Below are 19,337 nucleotides of genomic sequence, written 5' to 3'. Positions count from 1 at the left end.
TACAAAATCTGTGTTCAGGGAGAGAGGATTTTGAAGATCATACGAGTGAAAAATCTGAAGAAAACCTTCGGAAGTAATCCCGTTTTGCGCGGAGTTGATTTAACTGTAGATAAAAGTGAAGTCGTCGTGATTATGGGGCCAAGCGGGTCGGGCAAATCGACTTTCCTGCGTTGCCTGACCTATTTGGAAGAGCCGAATGAGGGACTGATTCAAATCGGTCCCCATGAATTACATACAGGTGGAAAATTGGATCGTAAACGGAAGAAAGAAATTAGGGAAATGAGGAAGAAAACCGGATTTGTGTTTCAATCGTTTAACTTGTTCCCGAATAAGACAGCAATAGAAAACGTCATGGAAGGACCTATGACGATAAATGGAGTTAAAGCAGCCGAAGCAAAAGAATTAGCGGAATCCCTTCTTAATAAGGTGGGTCTTGGAGATCGCTGTGACCATTATCCGGTCCAATTATCAGGAGGACAGCAGCAGCGGGTTGCGATTGCCCGGGCGTTATCTCTTAATCCTACTGTAATGCTTTATGATGAACCAACTTCAGCTTTGGACCCTGAATTGGTTCGAGAAGTGTTACAGGTGATCAAAGAGTTAGCTGAAGAAGGAATGACGATGGTCATCGTCACACATGAGATGAATTTCGCTAGAGATGTGGCGGATCGAGTGATCTTTATGGATGACGGTTATATTGTCGAACAAGGGACACCGCAGGAGATTTTTGATCATCCAAAAGAAGAACGGACAAATCAATTTCCAATGATGACGAAGTGATTGCTAAGGTCTCTGGCCGCAACACGAAAAAGCAGGAGGAGAACAACTCTCTCTCTGCTTTTTTATCTTTGTAATCAGGTTTTTGTCAGCAGAAATGATTCATGTTTGGATGTATATCTTTCAACATATAAAAGTATATTGGAAGACAGAGCACATTATTCGATAGGGAGGGATTTCCAATATTAGTTTTGAGTGCTAAAAGCCAAATGGAACTAGCAGACATGAAAGAAATTTTACAATGTATCGAGGTTGCCTTGAAGGAGTTTTCTGCTTCTGCTACCGATACACCCATTCGAACAATTTTACCGTTTGGCACTGAAAACTCTGGTATCGTGATGCCGTCAGTAGCCGAGGGTCTTAGCTCGATGGGACTCAAATATGTAAACGTCGTACCTTCAAATGTATCTATTGGAAAAAAAGCGATTAACGGTGTGGTTTTACTTTCAGACATTTCTACGGGAGAACCGCTTGCATTGTTAGAAGGCTCCTACTTAACAAGGTTACGGACGGGAGCCTTATCGGGTGTGGCAACTAAGTATTTAGCTCGGGAGGATTCCAAAACATTAGGGATTATCGGCACAGGTGAACAAGCCAAAGGACTGTGTGAAGCGATTCTGGCAGTGAGAGACATTGAAACGATTTATATTCACAATCGAAGTGAAGAAAAGGCGATTGCATTTTCCGATTTTGTCTTCAATAAGTTCAACAAGAAAGTCATCATTTGCCAGGATCCGAATGAAGCAGTTAGAAGGTCAGATATTCTTGTCACCGCTACAACCTCTATGCAGCCTGTCTTTACAGAACCTTTAAAACCAGGAGTCCATATAAATGGAGTCGGTTCTTTCAAACCAACTATGCAAGAATTGCCGACATCCGCCATTTGCGATGCTGCTAAAGTAGTTGTGGAATCCAAAGATTCGGCATTGGAAGAAGCGGGAGATTTAGATGTTCCGATTCAAGCAGGAATGTATTCAAGTGATGCCATCCACGGTGAACTTGGACAAATTATTAGCGGGACTTTAGCTGGCAGAGAAAATGACCAGGAAATCACCGTATTTAAATCAGTCGGCTTAGCCATCGCTGATATTGTCATTGCAAAATACTTTTACGATAAAGCATGCAAACAAAACGCCGGAGTGACTGTTGACCTTACATGAAGTTACGTACGACGAACTACTATTTTAGGGGGAGTACAGGCTATGAAAAAAGCGGATATTATCATTGTCGGCGGGGGAGTTATGGGGTCGAGTACAGCGTATTCACTTCGTAAGAACGGATTTGAAGGAAGCATCGTGGTTTTTGAAAAAGATCCGACATATGAATATTCTTCTACTTCCAGAAGCGCAGGCGGTTTTCGGCAATTATATTCAACCTCTATCAATATCCAACTAAGCCGGTTCAGTTTAGAAGTCTATAAGAACTTTGCAGACGACATGGCGATCGGAGAAGAAAAAGCGGAAATTGACTTTAAACAGCGCGGCTACTTATTTTTATCGACGGATCGAATGCTATCTGCATATGAGAAACAGCTTAAGCTGCAAAATTCACTCGGGGTGCCTTCAGAAATTCTTACAACTGACGATCTGCTGACCATCATCCCGGAGCTCGAAACAGGGGACCTGGCTGGAGGCTTATACTGCAAGGAAGATGGCTATTTGGATCCGTACTCAGTGATGCAGGCATATCGAAAAAATGCCCAGTATTTAGACGTTCACTATATAAATGCTGAAGTTTCGACATTACGAACTGAAAACGGAAAAATGAAAGGCGTTCAATTAGCAGACGGAACGATTTACAATTCACGCATTGTAATTAATTGTGCAGGTGCCTGGGGCGCTGCGTTAAGTGAAAACATGGGGATGCCGTTACCGGTTGTTCCTTTGAAGCGTCAGATGTATGTTTTCGATTCTGAGAAAAGGTTAGAGAAAATGTTACCGCTTACAATTGATCCGACAGGAGTCTATTTCCGTCATGAGATGGATCGGATAGTTGCTGGATTTTCGGATGAAGTGAAGCCGGGCATCGATTTTAAATGGAAACGTTCTTCATTCGATCAATTATGGCCGATTTTAGCACATCGAATACCAAACTTTGAAAGTCTCAAATTGGAAACTGGATGGGCTGGAATGTACGACCATAATACCGTCGATCAAAATGCAATTATCGGAGAACATCCTCTGATGAAAGGGTATTACGTTGCGCTTGGATTCAGCGGTCACGGCATGCAGCAAGCACCAGGTGTGGGTCTTGGATTGGCAGAGCTGATTTGCAAAGGGAAATACGAAACGCTCGATTTGTCACCGCTGAGGGTCGAACGTTTTGCTGAGAATGATTTAGTACTGGAAGATGCAATTGTCTAACAAGAGCTGTTCGAAGTGAGCTAAGAAAACCAAAGGAGATGAATGAATTGAATACGATAATAATGGTTGAATTCGTCTTGTATCTTTTGATCATGCTGGTAGTTGGATTTCTCGTTAGCAGAAGATCTAAAAGTCACGCAGATTTCCTGTTAGGCGGTAAACAATTGCCAGGCTGGGCGTTAGCATTTTCAGAACGTGCCACGGGAGAGTCGGCATGGCTCCTATTAGGATATACCGGTTTTGTCTTCGCCACGGGGTTGTCAGGAGTTTGGGTAGCGGTTGGAATTGCATCAGGTATTATCTTCTCTTGGCTATTCTTAGCAAAACGATTTATGAAAGAAGCTGAGAAGACCGGTACGCTGACTCTGCCTAGTTTTCTAGCGCACCGTTTTGGGAAACACGGAAAAATGATTCTTTGGCTTTCTACTATTCTTATTTTCAGTTTCATGATGTTCTATTTTGGCGCACAAATTGCAGGTGCTGGAAAAACATTATTGGCTGTCTTTAATATCCCGACAAAGGTCGGAGCTATTTTAAGTATTATTGTAGTCGTAATCCTAGCGTATGCAGGGGGCTTCGTAACTGTCGTTTGGACAGACATGATTCAATCGATCATGATGCTCATAACATTGGTGGTACTGCCGATTGTCGCGTTAGTCCAGATTTCAGCAGCGGATTTGTCGATAAGTCAGGCTCTTGTGGCGGCAGGTCCATCAATGGATTCGTGGACAGGCGGGGCCATTGGGTTTTCATTGGGATTATTGCTCTTTAACAACTTTGCCTGGTTCTTTGGTTTCCTAGGGGGCCAGCCGCAATTGAGTGCTCGATTCATGGCGCTTAGAAGTGAGAAGGAAGCAAAACAAGGAAGTTTCGTCGCAATTACTTGGACGATATTGGCTTACAGCGGGGCATTCATGATTGGGATTACCGCACTGACATTATACCAAGGTCAAGTTTTTGCGGATGTTGAAATGATTTTACCCTTTATGATTCTTGACTTAATGCCGCCTTGGATTGCAGGCGTATTACTTGCAGGGATCCTTGCAGCCATCATTTCCACAGCGGATTCACAGTTACTCGTCATTACAAGTTCGGTGAGTGAGGATATTATCCAGCGAGCTATGAATTTGAAGCTGACTGAAAAGAAATTGGTCGCAATCTCCCGCCTGACAATTGTCGCAGCTGGAATAGTGGGCTTAATCATTGCGCTAACCTCGAAGTCACTGGTATTCCTCGTCGTCAGCTGGGCATGGGCTGGAGTAGGATGTACGTTATCGCCTGCGATCATGCTAACGTTCTTCTGGAAACGCTATTCGGGGATCGGTGTAATCGCAACGATTGTCTCAGGATTCGTGAGCACCGTTATTTGGATTTCTACACCGCTTGATGCAATTGCAACTTCTCGTTTCACAACATTCTTTATCGCTTTGGCATTCGGGATTATCTTCAGTCTGCTATTCCCGGATAAAAAAGAAGATCAGGAGACGGCTCCTGCAGAAGCTCCGGAATCATCACAGATATAAGCCAGAGAACTTCACGAGACCTTTCAAATTAACTAAAGACGCAGACGTACTAGTTTGTGTCTTTAGTTTGTACATAACGGAGTTATCAAAATGATAGATTCAGAATTAGAACGTATTACAGACAAGGACTTGGAATATACATGAAGTGAGGGGAAACGCAAAACAAATTCGGCTGTTTGATTTGTACCCGTAACAAGTCGCAAGTGATTTGCGTGAGAGCTTATAGCCTAACTCGGAAGGAGATCGGATTTGGGAAAATTGCTGGAGAAAAATGAATTTGTGAATTTCGTGAAAGATGGAGATAAACTGCTCGTTGGCGGCTTTGGAATGTCTGGAACACCATTGACATTAATCGATGGCATCGCAGCCTCCTCGTTAAAAAACTTAACGATTGTCAGTAATAACTTAGGGGAACCGGGGAAAGGCTTGGGAATTCTTTTGAGAGAGAAGAAATTGGACAAAGCAATTGGCTCTTACTTTACGACCAATCGCGATGCAGTCCAAGCATGGGTCGACGGGGAACTGGAAATTGAATTAATCCCGCAAGGAACGTTAGCAGAAGCTGTAAGGTGCGGCGGTGCAGGAATTGGAGGTTTCTATACGAAAACGGCAGTCGGTACAAAACTATCAGAAGGAAAAGAAGAGAAAGTGATTGATGGGGAACGATTCATATTAGAAAAAGCGATCAAAGGTGACGTTTCATTAATCAAAGCGCATAAAGCAGATTATCTGGGAAATTTAGTGTACGACCATACAGGCAGAAACTTTAATCCGGTAATGGCGACTGCGAGTAAAATCGTCATTGCGGAAGTGGATGAAATCGTTGAAAACGGCGTCCTGCTGCCGTCTGAAATTGTGACTCCTCACGTTTATGTAGATTATATCGTGAAAAGTAATTATGTGAAAAAGGCAGGTGTTTTCGTTGAGTCAGACTGATCGCATAAAAATAGCGAAACGCATTGTCCAAGAGTTGAAACAAGGCCAAGTCGTCAATCTGGGTGTAGGGATTCCGACACTGATCCCAGATTACTTAGGGGAGAAAAAACTCGTTTTACAATCGGAGAATGGGTTGCTTGGAATGGGACCGACTCCCTCTGCAGAAGAAGTGAATATGGATTTGATTAGTGCCAGCAAAGAACCCATCACGATGGAAATCGGAGCTTCATTATTTGATAGCTCAAATTCGTTTGCAATGATTCGAGGCGGCCATATCGATGTTGCGGTCCTGGGTGTATTACAAGTGGATCAGACTGGCGAAATCGCCAATTGGGCGGTACCAGGCCAAACCATTTTGGGCGTAGGAGGGGCAATGGATTTAGTTGCAGGCGCCAATGAAATTATTGTTGCCACAGTACACACTTCTAAAAATGGAGAGCCAAAACTTGTGAAGGAACTGACTTTTCCATCGAGCGGAATACGAAAAGCGGATCTAGTAGTTTCGGAACATGCTGTTTTCAAGTTTGAAGAAGGAACGATGAAGCTTGTTGAGATCTTATCTGATGTAACCATTGAGCAGCTAAAAGAACTAACGGGTGCTGAGTTTGAATACAATTCAGAGATTGCGAATACCTGAGGTGCTGAACCCTTGGGAGACTGAAGGTTTAGTAGACAAGCAGTTCAGCTTTTTGAAAAGATGTTCATTCATCAAAGGGACTCTTAACTTGAAGCAGTAATTATCGAGGAGGATCATCCATGAAACAAATCACAGTTGTCGGTTCCGGTGTGATGGGCAAGGGAATCGCTTATACGTGTGCAGTGTCCGGATTTAACGTCGTTTTGAACGACTTGAACGATGAAATACTTGCTGCAGCAAAAAAGGATATAGAAGGGTTGCTGGATTCAAGTTTTCGCGGGGGCTTTCTAAAAGAGGAAACTTACAACTTCGCGAAAATGAACCTGACATATGAATCCAATTTGGGACTTGCAGCGAAAGACGCAGATCTAGTTATTGAAGCAGTTCTAGAAAAGATTGAATTGAAAATTGAAGTGTTCCAAAAGCTGGACCGTATTTGCAGACCGGAAACAGTGCTTGCTACAAACACTTCGACCATGAGTCCTACTGAAATCGGTGCACAAACATCCCGGCCAAGCAAAGTTGTGGCTATGCATTTCTTTAATCCGGTTCATAAGATGAAATTGATAGAGGTAGTCAAAGGGCTAGAAACATCCGAGGCAACAGTAGAATTTGTCAAAGGCATTGCTGAATCGCTGAAAAAAGAAGCCGTTGAAGTTAATGAATTCCCTGGTTTCGTAACGTCCAGAATGAACTGTTTAATCGGCAATGAGGCGATGAACATGTTGATGGAAGGAGTTGCTTCTGCTGAAGATATCGATAAGGCAATGAAATTAGGATTGAATCATCCCATGGGCCCTTTAGAACTCGCTGATTTAGTCGGTTTGGATACGAGACTTCGAAATATGGAGTACTTATATGCAGCGCTGGGCGAAAAATATCGGCCGTGTCCGCTGATTGTGAACTATGTAAAGGCGGGCCGTCTTGGGAAGAAAAGCGGCAAAGGATTTTATGAATACTCGTAAGGGAGGAAACGATATAACGCTTTACAGTCATGTGCTTATGAAAAAGAAAGATGGCATCATGTGGCTTACTCTGAACCGCCCTGAAATGAGAAATGCATTAGACGCAAAAACGTTATTGGAACTCGATTCCGCAATTTCTGATGCAGAAATGGATAACGAGATACGTGTAATTGTCATTCAAGGTGCAGGAGGAAAATCATTTGCAGCTGGGGCTGATATTCAACAACTCCATGAGCGGGATGCACTCGAAGCGCTTATACCCGGTATGCAGGGGGTATACGCAAAAATTGAAAATTGCTCGAAAGTGACCATTGCTGCTGTAAATGGATTTGCACTCGGGGGCGGCTGTGAATTGGCGCTCGCCTGTGATTTGCGAGTTGTAACAAAACAAGCCAGGTTAGGATTACCGGAACTCAATTTGGGAATCATCCCCGGAGCTGGAGGCACGCAGCGGCTTTCTAGAATTATCGGGAAGGGACGCGCGCTGGATATGATCTTAACGGGAAAAATCATCGATGGGGAAGAAGCCGAACGAATTGGTTTGGCAACCTATTTTGTAGATAAAACAGAACTCATTGAAACCGTTCAAAAAATTGCTTCTGACGTTATGAAAAAAGGTCCCATCGCCGTACAACTTGTAAAATCAGCCGTCCATAAAGGATACGATGTCGATTCTGGAACAGCGATGTGGATTGAAAAACTATCTCAAGCAGTCGTCTTTACGACTGAAGATAAAAAAGAAGGAACTCTTGCATTTTTAGAAAAAAGACAGGCGAATTTCATCAATCGATAAGGGGAGAACTGGCTATGGATTTCAATTTCACGGAAGATATCGATTTTTTAAGAGCAAACGTCAGAAAGTTTGTCCGGGAACAAGTTGAACCGGCAGCGATGGATATTGAAGAAAATGATCACATTCCTGAAAGAATCGTAGATCTATCCAAAGAGATGGGACTTTTCAGTCTCGGAATCCCTGAAGAATATGGAGGGCTTGGACTCGATATGGTCGGGAAATGTGCGATTTATGAAGAACTCGGAAAAACGCATAACGGATTCACGACACTTATCGGTGCTCACACGGGAATCGGTACTGTTGGAATTGTAGACCTGGGAACAGAAGAACAAAAGAAGAAGTACTTGCCGAAGATGGCAACCGGAGAATGGATTGGTGCATTTGGACTGACGGAGCCGAGCGCGGGATCGAATGCGGCAAATTTAAAAACGACAGCTGTTAAAAAAGGTGATAAATACGTCATTAACGGGTCCAAGCACTATATTACGAATGCGGTAGACGGCCATGTTTTTACTGTCATGGCGGTGACGGACAGTTCTAAAGGGGCCAGGGGTATTACATCATTCATCGTTGAAAAGGATACGCCGGGGTTCATCTTGGGATCGGTCGAACAGAAAATGGGGTTAAGAGGATCACACTCTGCAGAATTATTTTTCGATAATATGGAAGTCCCTGCGGAAAACGTTCTGGGTGAAGAAGGTTCAGGCTATATTAATGCATTGAAAATCCTGGCGAACGGCCGGGCAGGATTAGCCGCAAGAAACTTGGGATCTTGTGTTAGATTGCTGGAACACTCCCTTGAATATGCGCATGAGCGAGAACAATTTGGCCAAAAGATTGTCGATATGCAAGCAGTCCAGCATATGCTTGCTGAAATCAGCATGCAAATCGAAGTACTCCGTTCCATGACCTACCGAGTTGCTTGGATGACGGATCAGAACATGCGCGTCGTAAGAGAGGCGGCGATTGCAAAGCTGTTTGCTTCTGAGGTTTATAACAAGGTTGCGGATTTAGCGTTACAAATTCACGGAGGCATTGGATATATGAAAGACTATCCAATTGAACGATACTACCGCGATGCCAGAATCACAAAAATCTATGAAGGCACTTCTGAAATCCAGCGAAATATCATTGCCAGTGAACTGAAACGCGATTATGCGAATAAGGGGCTGTGAATGTTGAGGCATTCTTATATTGTTGAAGCGGTAAGAACTGCAGTCGGCAGAATGGGAGGTTCCCTTAAAGATATCCCAGTAGATCATTTAGCGGAGAAAGTGATTCGTGAATTGATGGAAAGAACGAATACAGATATTAAGGTAGACGAAGTTATTCTGGGTCAGGCAAAGCAGAGTGCAGATACATCTAATTTAGCCCGCCTGGCTGCGTTACGAGCAGAACTGCCTGTCACGGTTCCGGGGTACACGGTTCATCGTCAATGCGGTTCAGGCTTGCAAGCCATCAATAATGCAGACCAGCAAATCCGATTGGGGTTATCAGATGTTGTGATAGCAGGCGGTGCGGAAAGTATGAGTACGGCCCCTTATTACATTCGAAATGCCAGATATGGTTTCGGTGCGGGGAATGGGATGATTTTGGATCCGAACACAGAGAGTCAGCCCTGCTCGCAGCCTGCTGAAGTTTACGGCGCATTAACAATGGGCTATACGGCTGAAAATCTAGCTGAACACTATGCGATTTCACGAGAAGAACAGGATGAATTCGCAATGAGAAGTCAGCTTCTTGCTGAAAACGCCATTCAAGAGGGGCGCTTCAAAGAAGAAATCGTTCCTTTTGAAGTGAAATCAAGAAAAAATAGTTTTCAGTTTGAAGTGGACGAACATCCTAGAAAATCCTCTAAAGAGCAACTGGCAAAACTTCGCGCGGTGTTCAAAGAAGATGGAACAGTCACTGCAGGAAATACAAGCGGCAGAAACGATGCGGCATCCGTCGTACTCATGATGTCAGAAGACAAATTAAACGAATATGGATTAAAGGCAAAAGCGAAAATCATCGCTCAAGCAGTCAGCGGTGTTTCTCCTGAAGTCATGGGGATCGGCCCGGTGACTTCGACAAAGAAAGCATTGGAGCAATGCGGACTCACTATCGAGGAGATCGACTTGATTGAACTGAACGAAGCATTTGCTGCACAAGCGTTATCTGTCATCAAAGGGACTGGCATGGACATTAAAAAAGTGAATGTAAACGGTGGTGCAATAGCTCTGGGGCATCCAATTGGCGCTACAGGGGCAGTACTGATGACGAAGATGCTCCATGAGATGAAGCGCAGAGGCTCGAAATATGGATTGGTGACGCTTTGTATCGGCGGGGGCCAGGGAATTACAACGATCGTTGAAAATTTACAATGACTAGATGAAAGGTGTGGCCGATTGTCTTTGCATGTCATTCAAATACTGCCGATGTATCATCCGGATGGCGAGAAAAAGTTGAGAGAACTTGCTAATGTGAAACAATTCAATGAGTTTGATGAACCAGCGATCATTATGTACTTACAACAAAACACAGTAGATGGAATCATCTTAAGAGCACCTGCGAAAATCACACCAGAACTATTAAATCACTGTGGACATGTGACTGCGATTTCCGGCGCAGGAATCGGTCTCGACAATATCGATGTGGCCTGTGCGACATCTAAAGGAATTAAAGTATTGCATGCACCTAAAATGAATAGCACAGCGACAGCAGAACATGCCATAGCGTTACTATTATCTGTGATGAAAGATATAAATGTTTTTCACTCAGAAATGCAAAAAGGGAACTTTTCATTCAGAGACGGAAGATACACAACAGAATTAGAAGGTAAAACACTTGGATTAATTGGATTTGGATCGATTGCACAAAAAGTGGCGAACATCGCGAAGAATGGCTTTGGAATGCACGTAACCGCCTACGTTCGAACGATTTCGTCAGATAGGCAGCAGCTCGCTGATTCTCTAGGGGTGGAAGTGACGACTTCGATGGAAGAAGTTTTCAAAACAAGTGATGCGGTAAGTCTTCACATACCATTGACCGAACAAACAAGAGAATTGATTGACCAAAAGCTCTTCAATCTTATGAAACCCTCCGCTGTTCTCATCAATACGTCACGAGGCGGTGTCATCCATGAAGCAGATATGGTTGCATCACTTAAAAATAAAACATTTAGCAGAGCTGGGGTAGATGTATTTGCAGTCGAACCGCCATCGGACAATCATCCGTTTTTTGAGATGAAAGAAATTACGATGACTCCTCATATTGGGGGGATCAGTATAGAGGCGGCTAGAAAAACGTCAGTAGTGATTGCAGAGAATTTGATAAAAGCAATCCAAGGCGAGACGTTATCTGTGATTGCTAATGCACAAAGTATTGTTAAAACGAATAAGGGTTAAGTCATTTTTGTAACACCTAGGAGGAAATTATGAAAACATTTAAGATTGCCCTTATCCCGGGAGACGGAATAGGTCCGGAAGTGGTGGCTGAAGGTGTAAAAGTGCTGCAGGCGATTGAACAATTAGATCCGGCAATTTCCTTTTCATTCACTGAATTTCCATGGGGATGTGAGTATTATTTGGAGCACGGGAAAATGATGGCGGATGACGGAATCGAGAAGCTCAAAGGATTTGATGCGATCTATCTGGGAGCAGTAGGTTATCCGGGCGTGCCTGATCATATTTCTCTTTGGGATCTATTGCTTACAATCAGAAAAGAATTTGACCAATATGTAAATCTCCGGCCGATTACGTTATTGAACCCGGCACTTACCCCCTTGAAAAATAAAACGGCAGAGCAAATCGACTTCCTCGTCATTCGGGAAAACAGTGAAGGTGAGTATGCCGGAGCTGGAGACTGGCTTTTTAAAGGAAAGCCAGAAGAAGTCGTCTTACAAACTGGCGTTTTTTCGCGTAAAGGAACGGAGCGTATTATTCGCTACGCCTATGAAGAGGCAAAACGGTCTAACCGGACATTGACAAGTATCAGTAAAGCGAATGCGCTGAACTATTCAATGGTGTTCTGGGATGAAGTATTTGAGGAAGTGGGTAAGGAATATCCGGATGTGCAAACGTATTCGTATCTCGTGGATGCTGCCAGTCTTTACTTTGTGACGGAGCCTGAGCGGTTTGAAGTGGTGGTCACTTCTAATCTTTTTGGAGATATTTTGACAGATATCGGTGCTGCTATTACTGGAGGAATGGGATTGGCAACTGGCGCAAACATTAATCCTGAACGCAGCTATCCCTCCATGTTTGAGCCTGTACATGGTTCAGCGCCAGATATTTCAGGAAAAGGAATCGCGAATCCCATTGCTGCCATTTGGTCAGTCAGTCAAATGATGGACTTCTTTGGGGAAGAAAAGTGGGGGAAGGCGATCTTATCTGTAATTCAAGAAATGCTGCATGAAAAAGAGTCGCTCACCTCAGATTTAGGCGGGGAATCTACAACAACACAACTAGGGGATCGGTTTGTTGAATTACTTGCAGCACGGTCCTCAGAATTGGTCTAGTCCAGGAACAGTTTTCCCAGGAGTTCAACCCAACCTGAAAATGAGTACAGCCCATTCCAATTCGGAATGGGCTGCTCGTTTACACAGTTAAATTAGAATTGTATCTTGCCCATGCAATACACGATTCAATGAACTCAGCTGAACGTCTGTTAAAGGAAGCATAGGTAATCGCACGCCGCCTACTGCGACGCCTTCCAAATTCAATGCAGCTTTCACAGGTGAAGGGTTCGGTGCAGCGAACAGTTCTTTCATAATGGGCAGCATCCGGCGATGCAAGGTGGACGCTTCTCGAATGCGGCCGCTATTGAAATGACTCATCATCGTTTTCATCTCAGGTCCTATAATATGTGCGGATACAGACACGACCCCAGCTCCGCCAATGGATAGGACAGGAAGCGTAAGTCCATCGTCACCGCTATAAAGTGCAAAGTCTGCAGGTGTATGTTCGATGATGTCTGCCATCGCATCCAAGTCGCCGCTCGCTTCTTTGACAGCTACGATATTAGGAATGTCAGCAAGGCGGATAATTGTGTCAGGACTCATATTAACTGAACTGCGGCCCGGTATGTTATAAAGCATAATTGGCAGTGAAGAAGCTTGGGCAATAGTCTTGAAATGCTGATACATTCCTTCTTGGCTCGGCTTGTTGTAATAGGGAGTGACAAGCATGATTCCATCCACTCCAGCGGCTTCAGCCTGCTGCGTCAGCTGGATCGATTCCCTCGTATTATTAGATCCTGTGCCTGCAATGACAGGGAAACGGCCACCTGCAACTTGCACCGTAAATTCAAATAAATTCACTTTTTCTTCGTTTGTTAACGTCGGGGACTCTCCTGTTGTCCCTGCAACCACCAGGGCATCCGATCCGTTTTCAATTAAATGATTGATCAAGTTCCGGGCAGCGGGAAAGTCAATTTCACCTTGCTCGTCAAATGGTGTCACCATAGCAGTAATCAGTTGTCCAAAATTCATCTGTTCTCCATCTCCTTTTGTTTTTGTTCAAAACATAGAGGTGGAAGGCAGTGTATCCTGAAACGCAAAAAGCACCAGCGAGAGAACGCTGCTGCTTGGAAATAATAAATTATTTCTCTGCATCAGATAGCCCTCCATATAGTTTCCTATATGACAGTTCTGCACTTGTTCAGCCCAGAACCAGCTTTGAGATAATGAGAATCTCTCCACTTCGGCAAATCCCCCTTTTCACAAACTTCAGCGGATCTCATCATCCTCAGAGTGTGTACTAATGGTTTTTGCGCCTCTATCCTTACTTCAAAATTTCGAAATAAGTGAATGTTTAATTACATACAGTTTACACTCTATCGAATAAAAATGCAACTATGTTTATGAACTTCTATCGCCGTTGTATTCATTTTTAAATAGTGTGATAACATGAAAATAATTAACTCCTTGTTAAATCACTAAAAACCTGAAAGGAAGTGGTGGACATATGAGAGTCATAGTAGTTGATCATGACTCTGAATGGGATCAGTTGTTTCAAGAAGAAGCCAAAAAAATCAAAGAACTATTTGGTGAAGAGCTTGTAGATATTCATCACATTGGCAGTACTTCTGTTCCTGGATTACAAGCGAAACCAATTCTCGATATGATGCCTGTCGTCCGCGATATCCAGAAAGTTGAATTTAGGAATGAACAGATGGAAGACATGGGATACGAGGCGCTTGGTGAGTTTGGAACACCGAGAAGACGTTATTTTCGTAAGGGCGGCGATGCACGGACCCATCAAGTTCAATTTTATCAAGCAGATGATACGTACAATGTGGATCGGCACTTAGCGGTTAAAAACTTTTTGAGAACCCATCCTGATGAGGCAAGACGATATGGTGAATTAAAGGCAAGCTTGGCTAATAAATATCCAAACGATAGTTCATCTTACGTCGAAGGGAAAAGTTCGTTTATAAAGAATTTAGAAGAGAAAGCATTATCGTGGTATGAAACTGAATGAAGTCACTGGGAGAGGGGATTTTTCCCTTCTTTTTTTATATGTCTAAAAGCTTTCTAACTTTATAACGGATGATACTATAGAGGTAACAAAAATCAAAAGATCGATTCAAAAAAGCAGCAGCCAAAGGAGAGTACTCTATTGATCAAATTAAGAGGCCATCATATTTTTTGCTTGCTTGGGTATCGGGGAATGGGATACTCGGAAGAATATGTTGCAAATATGACGGAAATTCATACTTTATTGCGCGAACAACCAGATACGTTAATTCAAATTATCAAAGGTCCTGACCACTTGTGTGCAAAGTTTCCGGACGACCAGCCATACCATTGTGAAGATAAAGGAATTTTTAGCAGAGATAAAGAAATTGTGAAACGCTTAGGGCTCAAATACAGCGATGTGCTGCCTTGGCGGGAAGTTGAACGGCGGATTCGTGTAAATGTGGAAGCATCCGATATTGCGGTTGTCTGCGAAAGCTGTTCCTGGCGTTCTTATGGCTTTTGTGAACAAGGAGTAGAGCGAGTAATCGAAGCTCAAGGATTGCTGGAAGTGGAACAGAAATAAGCTTTGCCAAAATAGCAGGACCCCTGTCTACTTTTTGATCCTCCGACTCTATATAGAGAGAAAGGGGGATTTTAAAATGACACACTACCTATCTCGATATGCGAAATTCAGTTCGAAAGAAGAAATGGACACCGCAGCACGCAAACATTTGGATATCCACTGGTCCCAGTTGAACAAAACGGATCGAGCCGTTCTTGAAATGATTCGATGCTACTCCGTAAAATATTTAGCCGCGCATTTGAAACATGAAACAATTGAGAAGAAATTGGGGAAGTCCAATTCTACAATACGGCGTACACTTTGTAAGTTGGAGAGACTCCAGATTATTCAACGAATCCAATATGTACGACCTATTATGAGTGGACTTGGTGCTAATATTTATCTGATTTTGCCTGTAAATGAGCAGGGGAAAACGAGCAGTGGAGCAATCTTGAAAGAAGCTGATGGAACAAAGGTTTCGGAGCCGGAAATCGGAAATGAACCTTCTTTCTATAAATCTAAAAATCTTAAAGATCTTATAAAGACGTCTCAGCCTGCGGCAGAAAAGTATCCCACTACATTATTCGGGAAGATGAAATCATTATTGTCGTTCAGCGGGGATGTATCGAAAGCCAGAGAGTTTTTTGGAATCCATAAGTCCCTCTCTGGAAAAATGCTGAAGTTCGATATTCACAAAGGTAAAGAAGAATTATTTGACGATCTATCCTATCAAGCGACTCATATAACGGTCATGGCTGCTAAAACAAAAAACATCCGCAGTATGCCAGGATACTTCAGCGGTGTCTTGAAACAGCTTATTTGTGATGCGCTTTTTAAAGATATTTATAAGGAATACTCGGTTTCCGCGGATGATTTTTATTGTCCGGGCTATTAAATAGTGCTACTTGGCAAGTAAAACCTTCTGAAGGATTTACCGTAAATACAGTATCTAAAACACATCTTTAGAAGAATACAACGACATTTGCAGGTTTGTTTTAAAACTAGGGAGGGTTTCTCATGAAGGAATTGTATATGAAGCAAAAAATGTTCAGTATGAGCGGGAAATTTGCGGTGAAAGATTCTAATGAAAACGATGTATACCGAGTTGAAGGCAGTTTTATGCAAGTTCCCAAAACGTATTCAATTCTAGATATACCAGGACATGAAGTTGCAGTGATCACTAAAAAGATATTCAGTTTCCTGCCGACATTTTTTGTGGAGGTTGCAGGTCAGGAATTGGTGACGATTCAAAAGCAATTCACATTTCTCAAGGCTCGATATACGATTCAAGCAGCAGATATTGAAGTAAGCGGAAATTGGTGGGATATGGATTTTGAAGTGTTGCAGTATGGTGAAGTTGTCGGCCGGGTTGAGAAGAAATGGTTCGAGTTCGGTGACAGTTATCGGATCCAAGTAGTTAACGAAGAGATGGAAACCTTGCTAGTTGCGCTAGTTGTTGCGATTGACTGTGTGCAAGCTGACCAATCCGGTGCAGCAACGGTTATGTAAGAAGCAATTTAGCTATTCAAGGATACCCTGGAATGTGTAAACCCCGGAGCGATTTTCTTATGCACTCTTTGCCTTATTCCACTTTCGATTAACAGGATTAGGCTTTTTATATCTGTATAACCTGCAAACAGATAGGGAATCCTTCATACGAATCAGGAATTGAATGGAGGACTAAAAATGACCCATCATGAAGAAAAGCTGCCTAAGGAATCGTTATCGTATTGGCGTACAAATATAGAGTTCCCTAAGTTTCCGAAGTTGGAACAGGATATGGATGTGGATGCAGTAATTGTAGGAGCAGGTATAACGGGAATCACTTCCGCTTATTTGTTAGCAAATGAGGGCTTGAAAGTGGCTGTCATCGATTCAGATGAAGTATTGAATGGAACCACGGGGCATACGACTGCTAAAATCACCGCTCAGCATGACTTAATTTATGCTGAATTCATTCATAGCCTTGGAAGAGAAAAGGCAGGATTGTATTATCAAGCGAATTCTGAAGCACTGAAGTTTATGAAAGAAACGGTGGACAGGCATTCTATCGAATGTGAATTTAGCCCCGAAGATGCGTACATCTACTCTACTACAGAGAAATACGCGAAGAAGATAGAAAAAGAAGCAGAGGCGTATAAGACGTTAGGAATCGATGGGGAATTGGTGGATTCGATTCCATTTCCTATCGAAATCCAAAATGCACTTGTTATGAAAAACCAAGCCCAGTTTCATCCGACTAAGTACTTGGTTCATCTTATCCAGCACATCACAGATAAGGGCGGTCAGATTTTTGAACAGACAACGGCAGTGAATATAGAAACTGGGGTTAATCCGTCTGTTCTAACGACTGAGGATAAACGCATAACAGCAAAACACGTCCTTATTTGTTCCCATTTTCCTTTTTATGAAGGCACAGGACTTTACTCAACCAGGTTGTATGCAAATCGTTCATACGCTTTAGCCGTTAAGACGAAGAAGGAATTTCCGGGTGGAATTTATATTAGTGCGGATAAACCTGCGCGTTCACTTCGTTCCGTAACTGCAAATGATGAAGAGCTGGTCCTGATTGTGGGAGAAGACCATAAAACGGGCCAAGGGATTGAAACGATGGATCATTATAAGGCTTTGGAGACGTTTGGGGAAGATGTCTTCGAACTGGAAGAAGTGAGATATCGCTGGTCGGCACAAGACTTAGTGTCATTGGATAATTTGCCTTATATCGGTGAGTTAACAGCTGGAAACCCAAATGTCCTGATAGCGACAGGATTCCGAAAATGGGGAATGTCGAATGGAACAGCTGCGGGTTTGTTATTCCGGGATATGGTTCTAGGCAAAGAAAATCCGTATGCAGATCTCTATACACCTTCAAGATTCAATGTCCACCCAAGTGTGAAAAACTTTGTAGTTGAAAATGCAAACGTAGTCGGACAGCTTATTAAAGGAAAGCTTGAAACGCCGAAGACCAAGCCTGAAGACTTATCTAAAGGAGAGGGTGCGGTCATTACATTGGATGGCCATCGAAAAGGCGCCTTTAAAGATGACGAAGGGAAGGTTCACATCGTCGATACAACTTGTACGCATATAGGGTGTGAGGTGGCATGGAATAACGGAGAACGGACCTGGGACTGTCCATGTCACGGCTCCCGGTTTTCGTATACCGGAGAGGTAATTGAGGGGCCGGCTGAAAAACCATTGCAAAAATACGATTATAAAATGATTGATAATCTCACCTAAGAAGATTCAGGATACTGACTGGAGAGAATTGCCGAAGTTGCTGATAATCTTGACTTAGAAGCACAAATACAGTGAATTTTCATGAAAAAATCGAGCAGTAACTTTGCTCGATTTGTAGAATTATTTTTCGGATGAACGAATTCCCATTGCGATAGAAATTCGATTCCAATTGTTAATCTGGTTGATAATTAGAATCAAATCAACATATTGTTTTTCATTAAAATGTAATCGTACTTTTTTGTAAAGGTCATCTGGAACGCGTTTAGCAGAGACTAGCGTCACATGTTCTGTTAGTTCTAACGCTGCCCTTTCAGATTCTGTGTAAAAATCGCAGTCATCCCATGCGCTAATACAAGATATCCTTTGTTCAGCTTCGCCGATTTTACGAGCATCGGCAGTATGCATATTTAAACAGTACGCACATCCGTTAATTTGGGAAGCTCGAATTTTGATGAGCTCCTGCAAACTTTGTTCGATTGCTGTGGTTTTAATATACTTCTCCATTTCTAACATAATTGACATGCCGTCCGGTGCTTGGTCAAAATGAGAAACTCTTGGTTCCATTGCGCAAAACCCCTTTTATCTAAGATACTGCCATTATACCTTGAAGGGATAATAGAGATCTCTAATTTAAACCGGGATATTCATGAAATCTGGCTGAACCAAAAGGTTTATTTGTCCTGATATGCCGATTTCAGTTGATTAGTCTGATGCATTATCCTTGTCTTTGTTTATGTTTCTGATTTTCACAGATGACCATCACTTTTCCTCGTCTTCGAATTATCTTGCACTTTTCACAAATCGGTTTAACTGAAGGACGTACTTTCATATAATTCAACTCCTTTTAATGAAATTATTATTATTCCGGTTCTTAAAAAAGATATTCAACAATTTTTCTTTATATATGAAGTATTATGCCCTTGGAATCCATTAAAATTGCTGGTAACTAATCCCGCAGTTTCTAACGAATATCCCGAATTTGAAAAGCGGCAGTTTCGATGAACATTTAAATTTCTCGGAATTAAGCAGGCAGATCACTTTTTGAAATACACTTGTCTGTTGTATGGAACAATAAAGTTGATTTCCAGCCTTGACTATAGTAATT

20 protein-coding genes and 1 riboswitch are annotated in these 19,337 nt (G+C 42.7%); of the genes, 17 read left to right on the top strand and 3 right to left on the bottom strand.

All coding sequences use genetic code 11. The annotated features are described in order from the left end of the window. The first annotated feature begins 36 nt into the window (after positions 1–36). From PGH26_RS08785 to PGH26_RS08730, 12 genes are all read left to right on the top strand, one after another. Entirely contained in the window at positions 37–780 is a 744-nt protein-coding gene (locus PGH26_RS08785) for an amino acid ABC transporter ATP-binding protein (protein WP_323693492.1), read from the top strand. 179 nt (positions 781–959) lie between these two features. Beyond that, positions 960–1,937, top strand: coding sequence for an ornithine cyclodeaminase family protein (locus PGH26_RS08780; RefSeq protein ID WP_323693491.1), 978 nt, complete (start codon positions 960–962; stop codon positions 1,935–1,937). Between the two features lie 42 nt (positions 1,938–1,979). Beyond that, positions 1,980–3,140: an NAD(P)/FAD-dependent oxidoreductase gene (locus tag PGH26_RS08775; protein WP_323690710.1), complete on the top strand. Its 1,161-nt coding sequence runs from the start codon at positions 1,980–1,982 to the stop codon at positions 3,138–3,140. A 47-nt stretch (positions 3,141–3,187) separates the two neighbouring features. After that, on the top strand, positions 3,188–4,663 hold the full coding sequence (locus tag PGH26_RS08770) for a sodium/proline symporter (RefSeq protein WP_323690709.1): 1,476 nt from the start codon (positions 3,188–3,190) through the stop codon (positions 4,661–4,663). 249 nt (positions 4,664–4,912) lie between these two features. Beyond that, positions 4,913–5,599 (top strand): CoA transferase subunit A, encoded by a 687-nt coding sequence (locus PGH26_RS08765; RefSeq protein ID WP_323690708.1) that lies wholly within the window; start codon positions 4,913–4,915, stop codon positions 5,597–5,599. Continuing rightward, a complete protein-coding gene (locus PGH26_RS08760; RefSeq protein ID WP_323690707.1) occupies positions 5,586–6,236 on the top strand; it encodes a 3-oxoacid CoA-transferase subunit B in 651 nt (216 codons plus the stop codon). The genes PGH26_RS08765 and PGH26_RS08760 overlap by 14 nt, the downstream gene beginning before the upstream one ends. A gap of 119 nt (positions 6,237–6,355) precedes the next feature. Next, positions 6,356–7,201, top strand: coding sequence for a 3-hydroxyacyl-CoA dehydrogenase NAD-binding domain-containing protein (locus PGH26_RS08755; RefSeq protein WP_323690706.1), 846 nt, complete (start codon positions 6,356–6,358; stop codon positions 7,199–7,201). After that, positions 7,188–7,994, top strand: a complete 807-nt coding sequence (locus PGH26_RS08750; protein ID WP_323690705.1) for an enoyl-CoA hydratase/isomerase family protein — start codon at positions 7,188–7,190, stop codon at positions 7,992–7,994. Before PGH26_RS08755 ends, PGH26_RS08750 begins: the two co-directional genes overlap by 14 nt. A gap of 14 nt (positions 7,995–8,008) precedes the next feature. Further along, positions 8,009–9,169: an acyl-CoA dehydrogenase family protein gene (locus PGH26_RS08745; RefSeq protein ID WP_323690704.1), complete on the top strand. Its 1,161-nt coding sequence runs from the start codon at positions 8,009–8,011 to the stop codon at positions 9,167–9,169. Positions 9,170–9,172: 3 nt separating this feature from the next. Then, positions 9,173–10,360: a thiolase family protein gene (locus PGH26_RS08740; protein WP_323693490.1), complete on the top strand. Its 1,188-nt coding sequence runs from the start codon at positions 9,173–9,175 to the stop codon at positions 10,358–10,360. Between the two features lie 21 nt (positions 10,361–10,381). Then, the gene (locus PGH26_RS08735) at positions 10,382–11,380 is read left to right on the top strand and encodes an NAD(P)-dependent oxidoreductase (RefSeq protein ID WP_323690703.1); all 999 of its coding nucleotides are present in this window, start codon (positions 10,382–10,384) and stop codon (positions 11,378–11,380) included. A gap of 29 nt (positions 11,381–11,409) precedes the next feature. Continuing rightward, positions 11,410–12,492: a tartrate dehydrogenase gene (locus PGH26_RS08730; protein WP_323690702.1), complete on the top strand. Its 1,083-nt coding sequence runs from the start codon at positions 11,410–11,412 to the stop codon at positions 12,490–12,492. An 87-nt stretch (positions 12,493–12,579) separates the two neighbouring features. Here the strand turns inward: PGH26_RS08730 and dapA are convergent, their stop codons facing one another. Then, on the bottom strand, positions 12,580–13,464 hold the full coding sequence (dapA, locus tag PGH26_RS08725) for a 4-hydroxy-tetrahydrodipicolinate synthase (protein ID WP_323690701.1): 885 nt from the start codon (positions 13,462–13,464) through the stop codon (positions 12,580–12,582). Between the two features lie 119 nt (positions 13,465–13,583). After that, positions 13,584–13,761, bottom strand: a riboswitch (Lysine riboswitch). Between the two features lie 178 nt (positions 13,762–13,939). On the opposite strand from dapA, the gene PGH26_RS08720 reads away from it, so the two are divergent. From PGH26_RS08720 to PGH26_RS08700, 5 genes are all read left to right on the top strand, one after another. Beyond that, the gene (locus PGH26_RS08720; protein WP_323690700.1) at positions 13,940–14,455 is read left to right on the top strand and encodes a GrpB family protein; all 516 of its coding nucleotides are present in this window, start codon (positions 13,940–13,942) and stop codon (positions 14,453–14,455) included. A gap of 138 nt (positions 14,456–14,593) precedes the next feature. Beyond that, a complete protein-coding gene (locus PGH26_RS08715; protein WP_323690699.1) occupies positions 14,594–15,016 on the top strand; it encodes a DUF1284 domain-containing protein in 423 nt (140 codons plus the stop codon). Positions 15,017–15,092: 76 nt separating this feature from the next. Continuing rightward, positions 15,093–15,890, top strand: a complete 798-nt coding sequence (locus tag PGH26_RS08710; RefSeq protein ID WP_323690698.1) for a hypothetical protein — start codon at positions 15,093–15,095, stop codon at positions 15,888–15,890. A gap of 122 nt (positions 15,891–16,012) precedes the next feature. Further along, positions 16,013–16,504, top strand: a complete 492-nt coding sequence (locus tag PGH26_RS08705; RefSeq protein WP_323690697.1) for an LURP-one-related/scramblase family protein — start codon at positions 16,013–16,015, stop codon at positions 16,502–16,504. Between the two features lie 177 nt (positions 16,505–16,681). Further along, positions 16,682–18,232, top strand: coding sequence for an FAD-dependent oxidoreductase (locus tag PGH26_RS08700; RefSeq protein WP_323690695.1), 1,551 nt, complete (start codon positions 16,682–16,684; stop codon positions 18,230–18,232). A gap of 120 nt (positions 18,233–18,352) precedes the next feature. Here PGH26_RS08700 and PGH26_RS08695 read toward each other — a convergent pair whose 3' ends face one another. Both PGH26_RS08695 and rpmJ read right to left on the bottom strand, forming a co-directional pair. Beyond that, a complete protein-coding gene (locus PGH26_RS08695; protein ID WP_323690694.1) occupies positions 18,353–18,796 on the bottom strand; it encodes a carboxymuconolactone decarboxylase family protein in 444 nt (147 codons plus the stop codon). A 151-nt stretch (positions 18,797–18,947) separates the two neighbouring features. After that, on the bottom strand, positions 18,948–19,061 hold the full coding sequence (gene rpmJ, locus PGH26_RS08690; protein WP_323690693.1) for a 50S ribosomal protein L36: 114 nt from the start codon (positions 19,059–19,061) through the stop codon (positions 18,948–18,950). Positions 19,062–19,337: the final 276 nt, after the last annotated feature.

This window comes from Sporosarcina jeotgali (genome assembly GCF_033304595.1).
Taxonomy (GTDB): domain Bacteria; phylum Bacillota; class Bacilli; order Bacillales_A; family Planococcaceae; genus Sporosarcina; species Sporosarcina jeotgali.
This window is presented reverse-complemented; position numbering and strand designations above follow the sequence as displayed.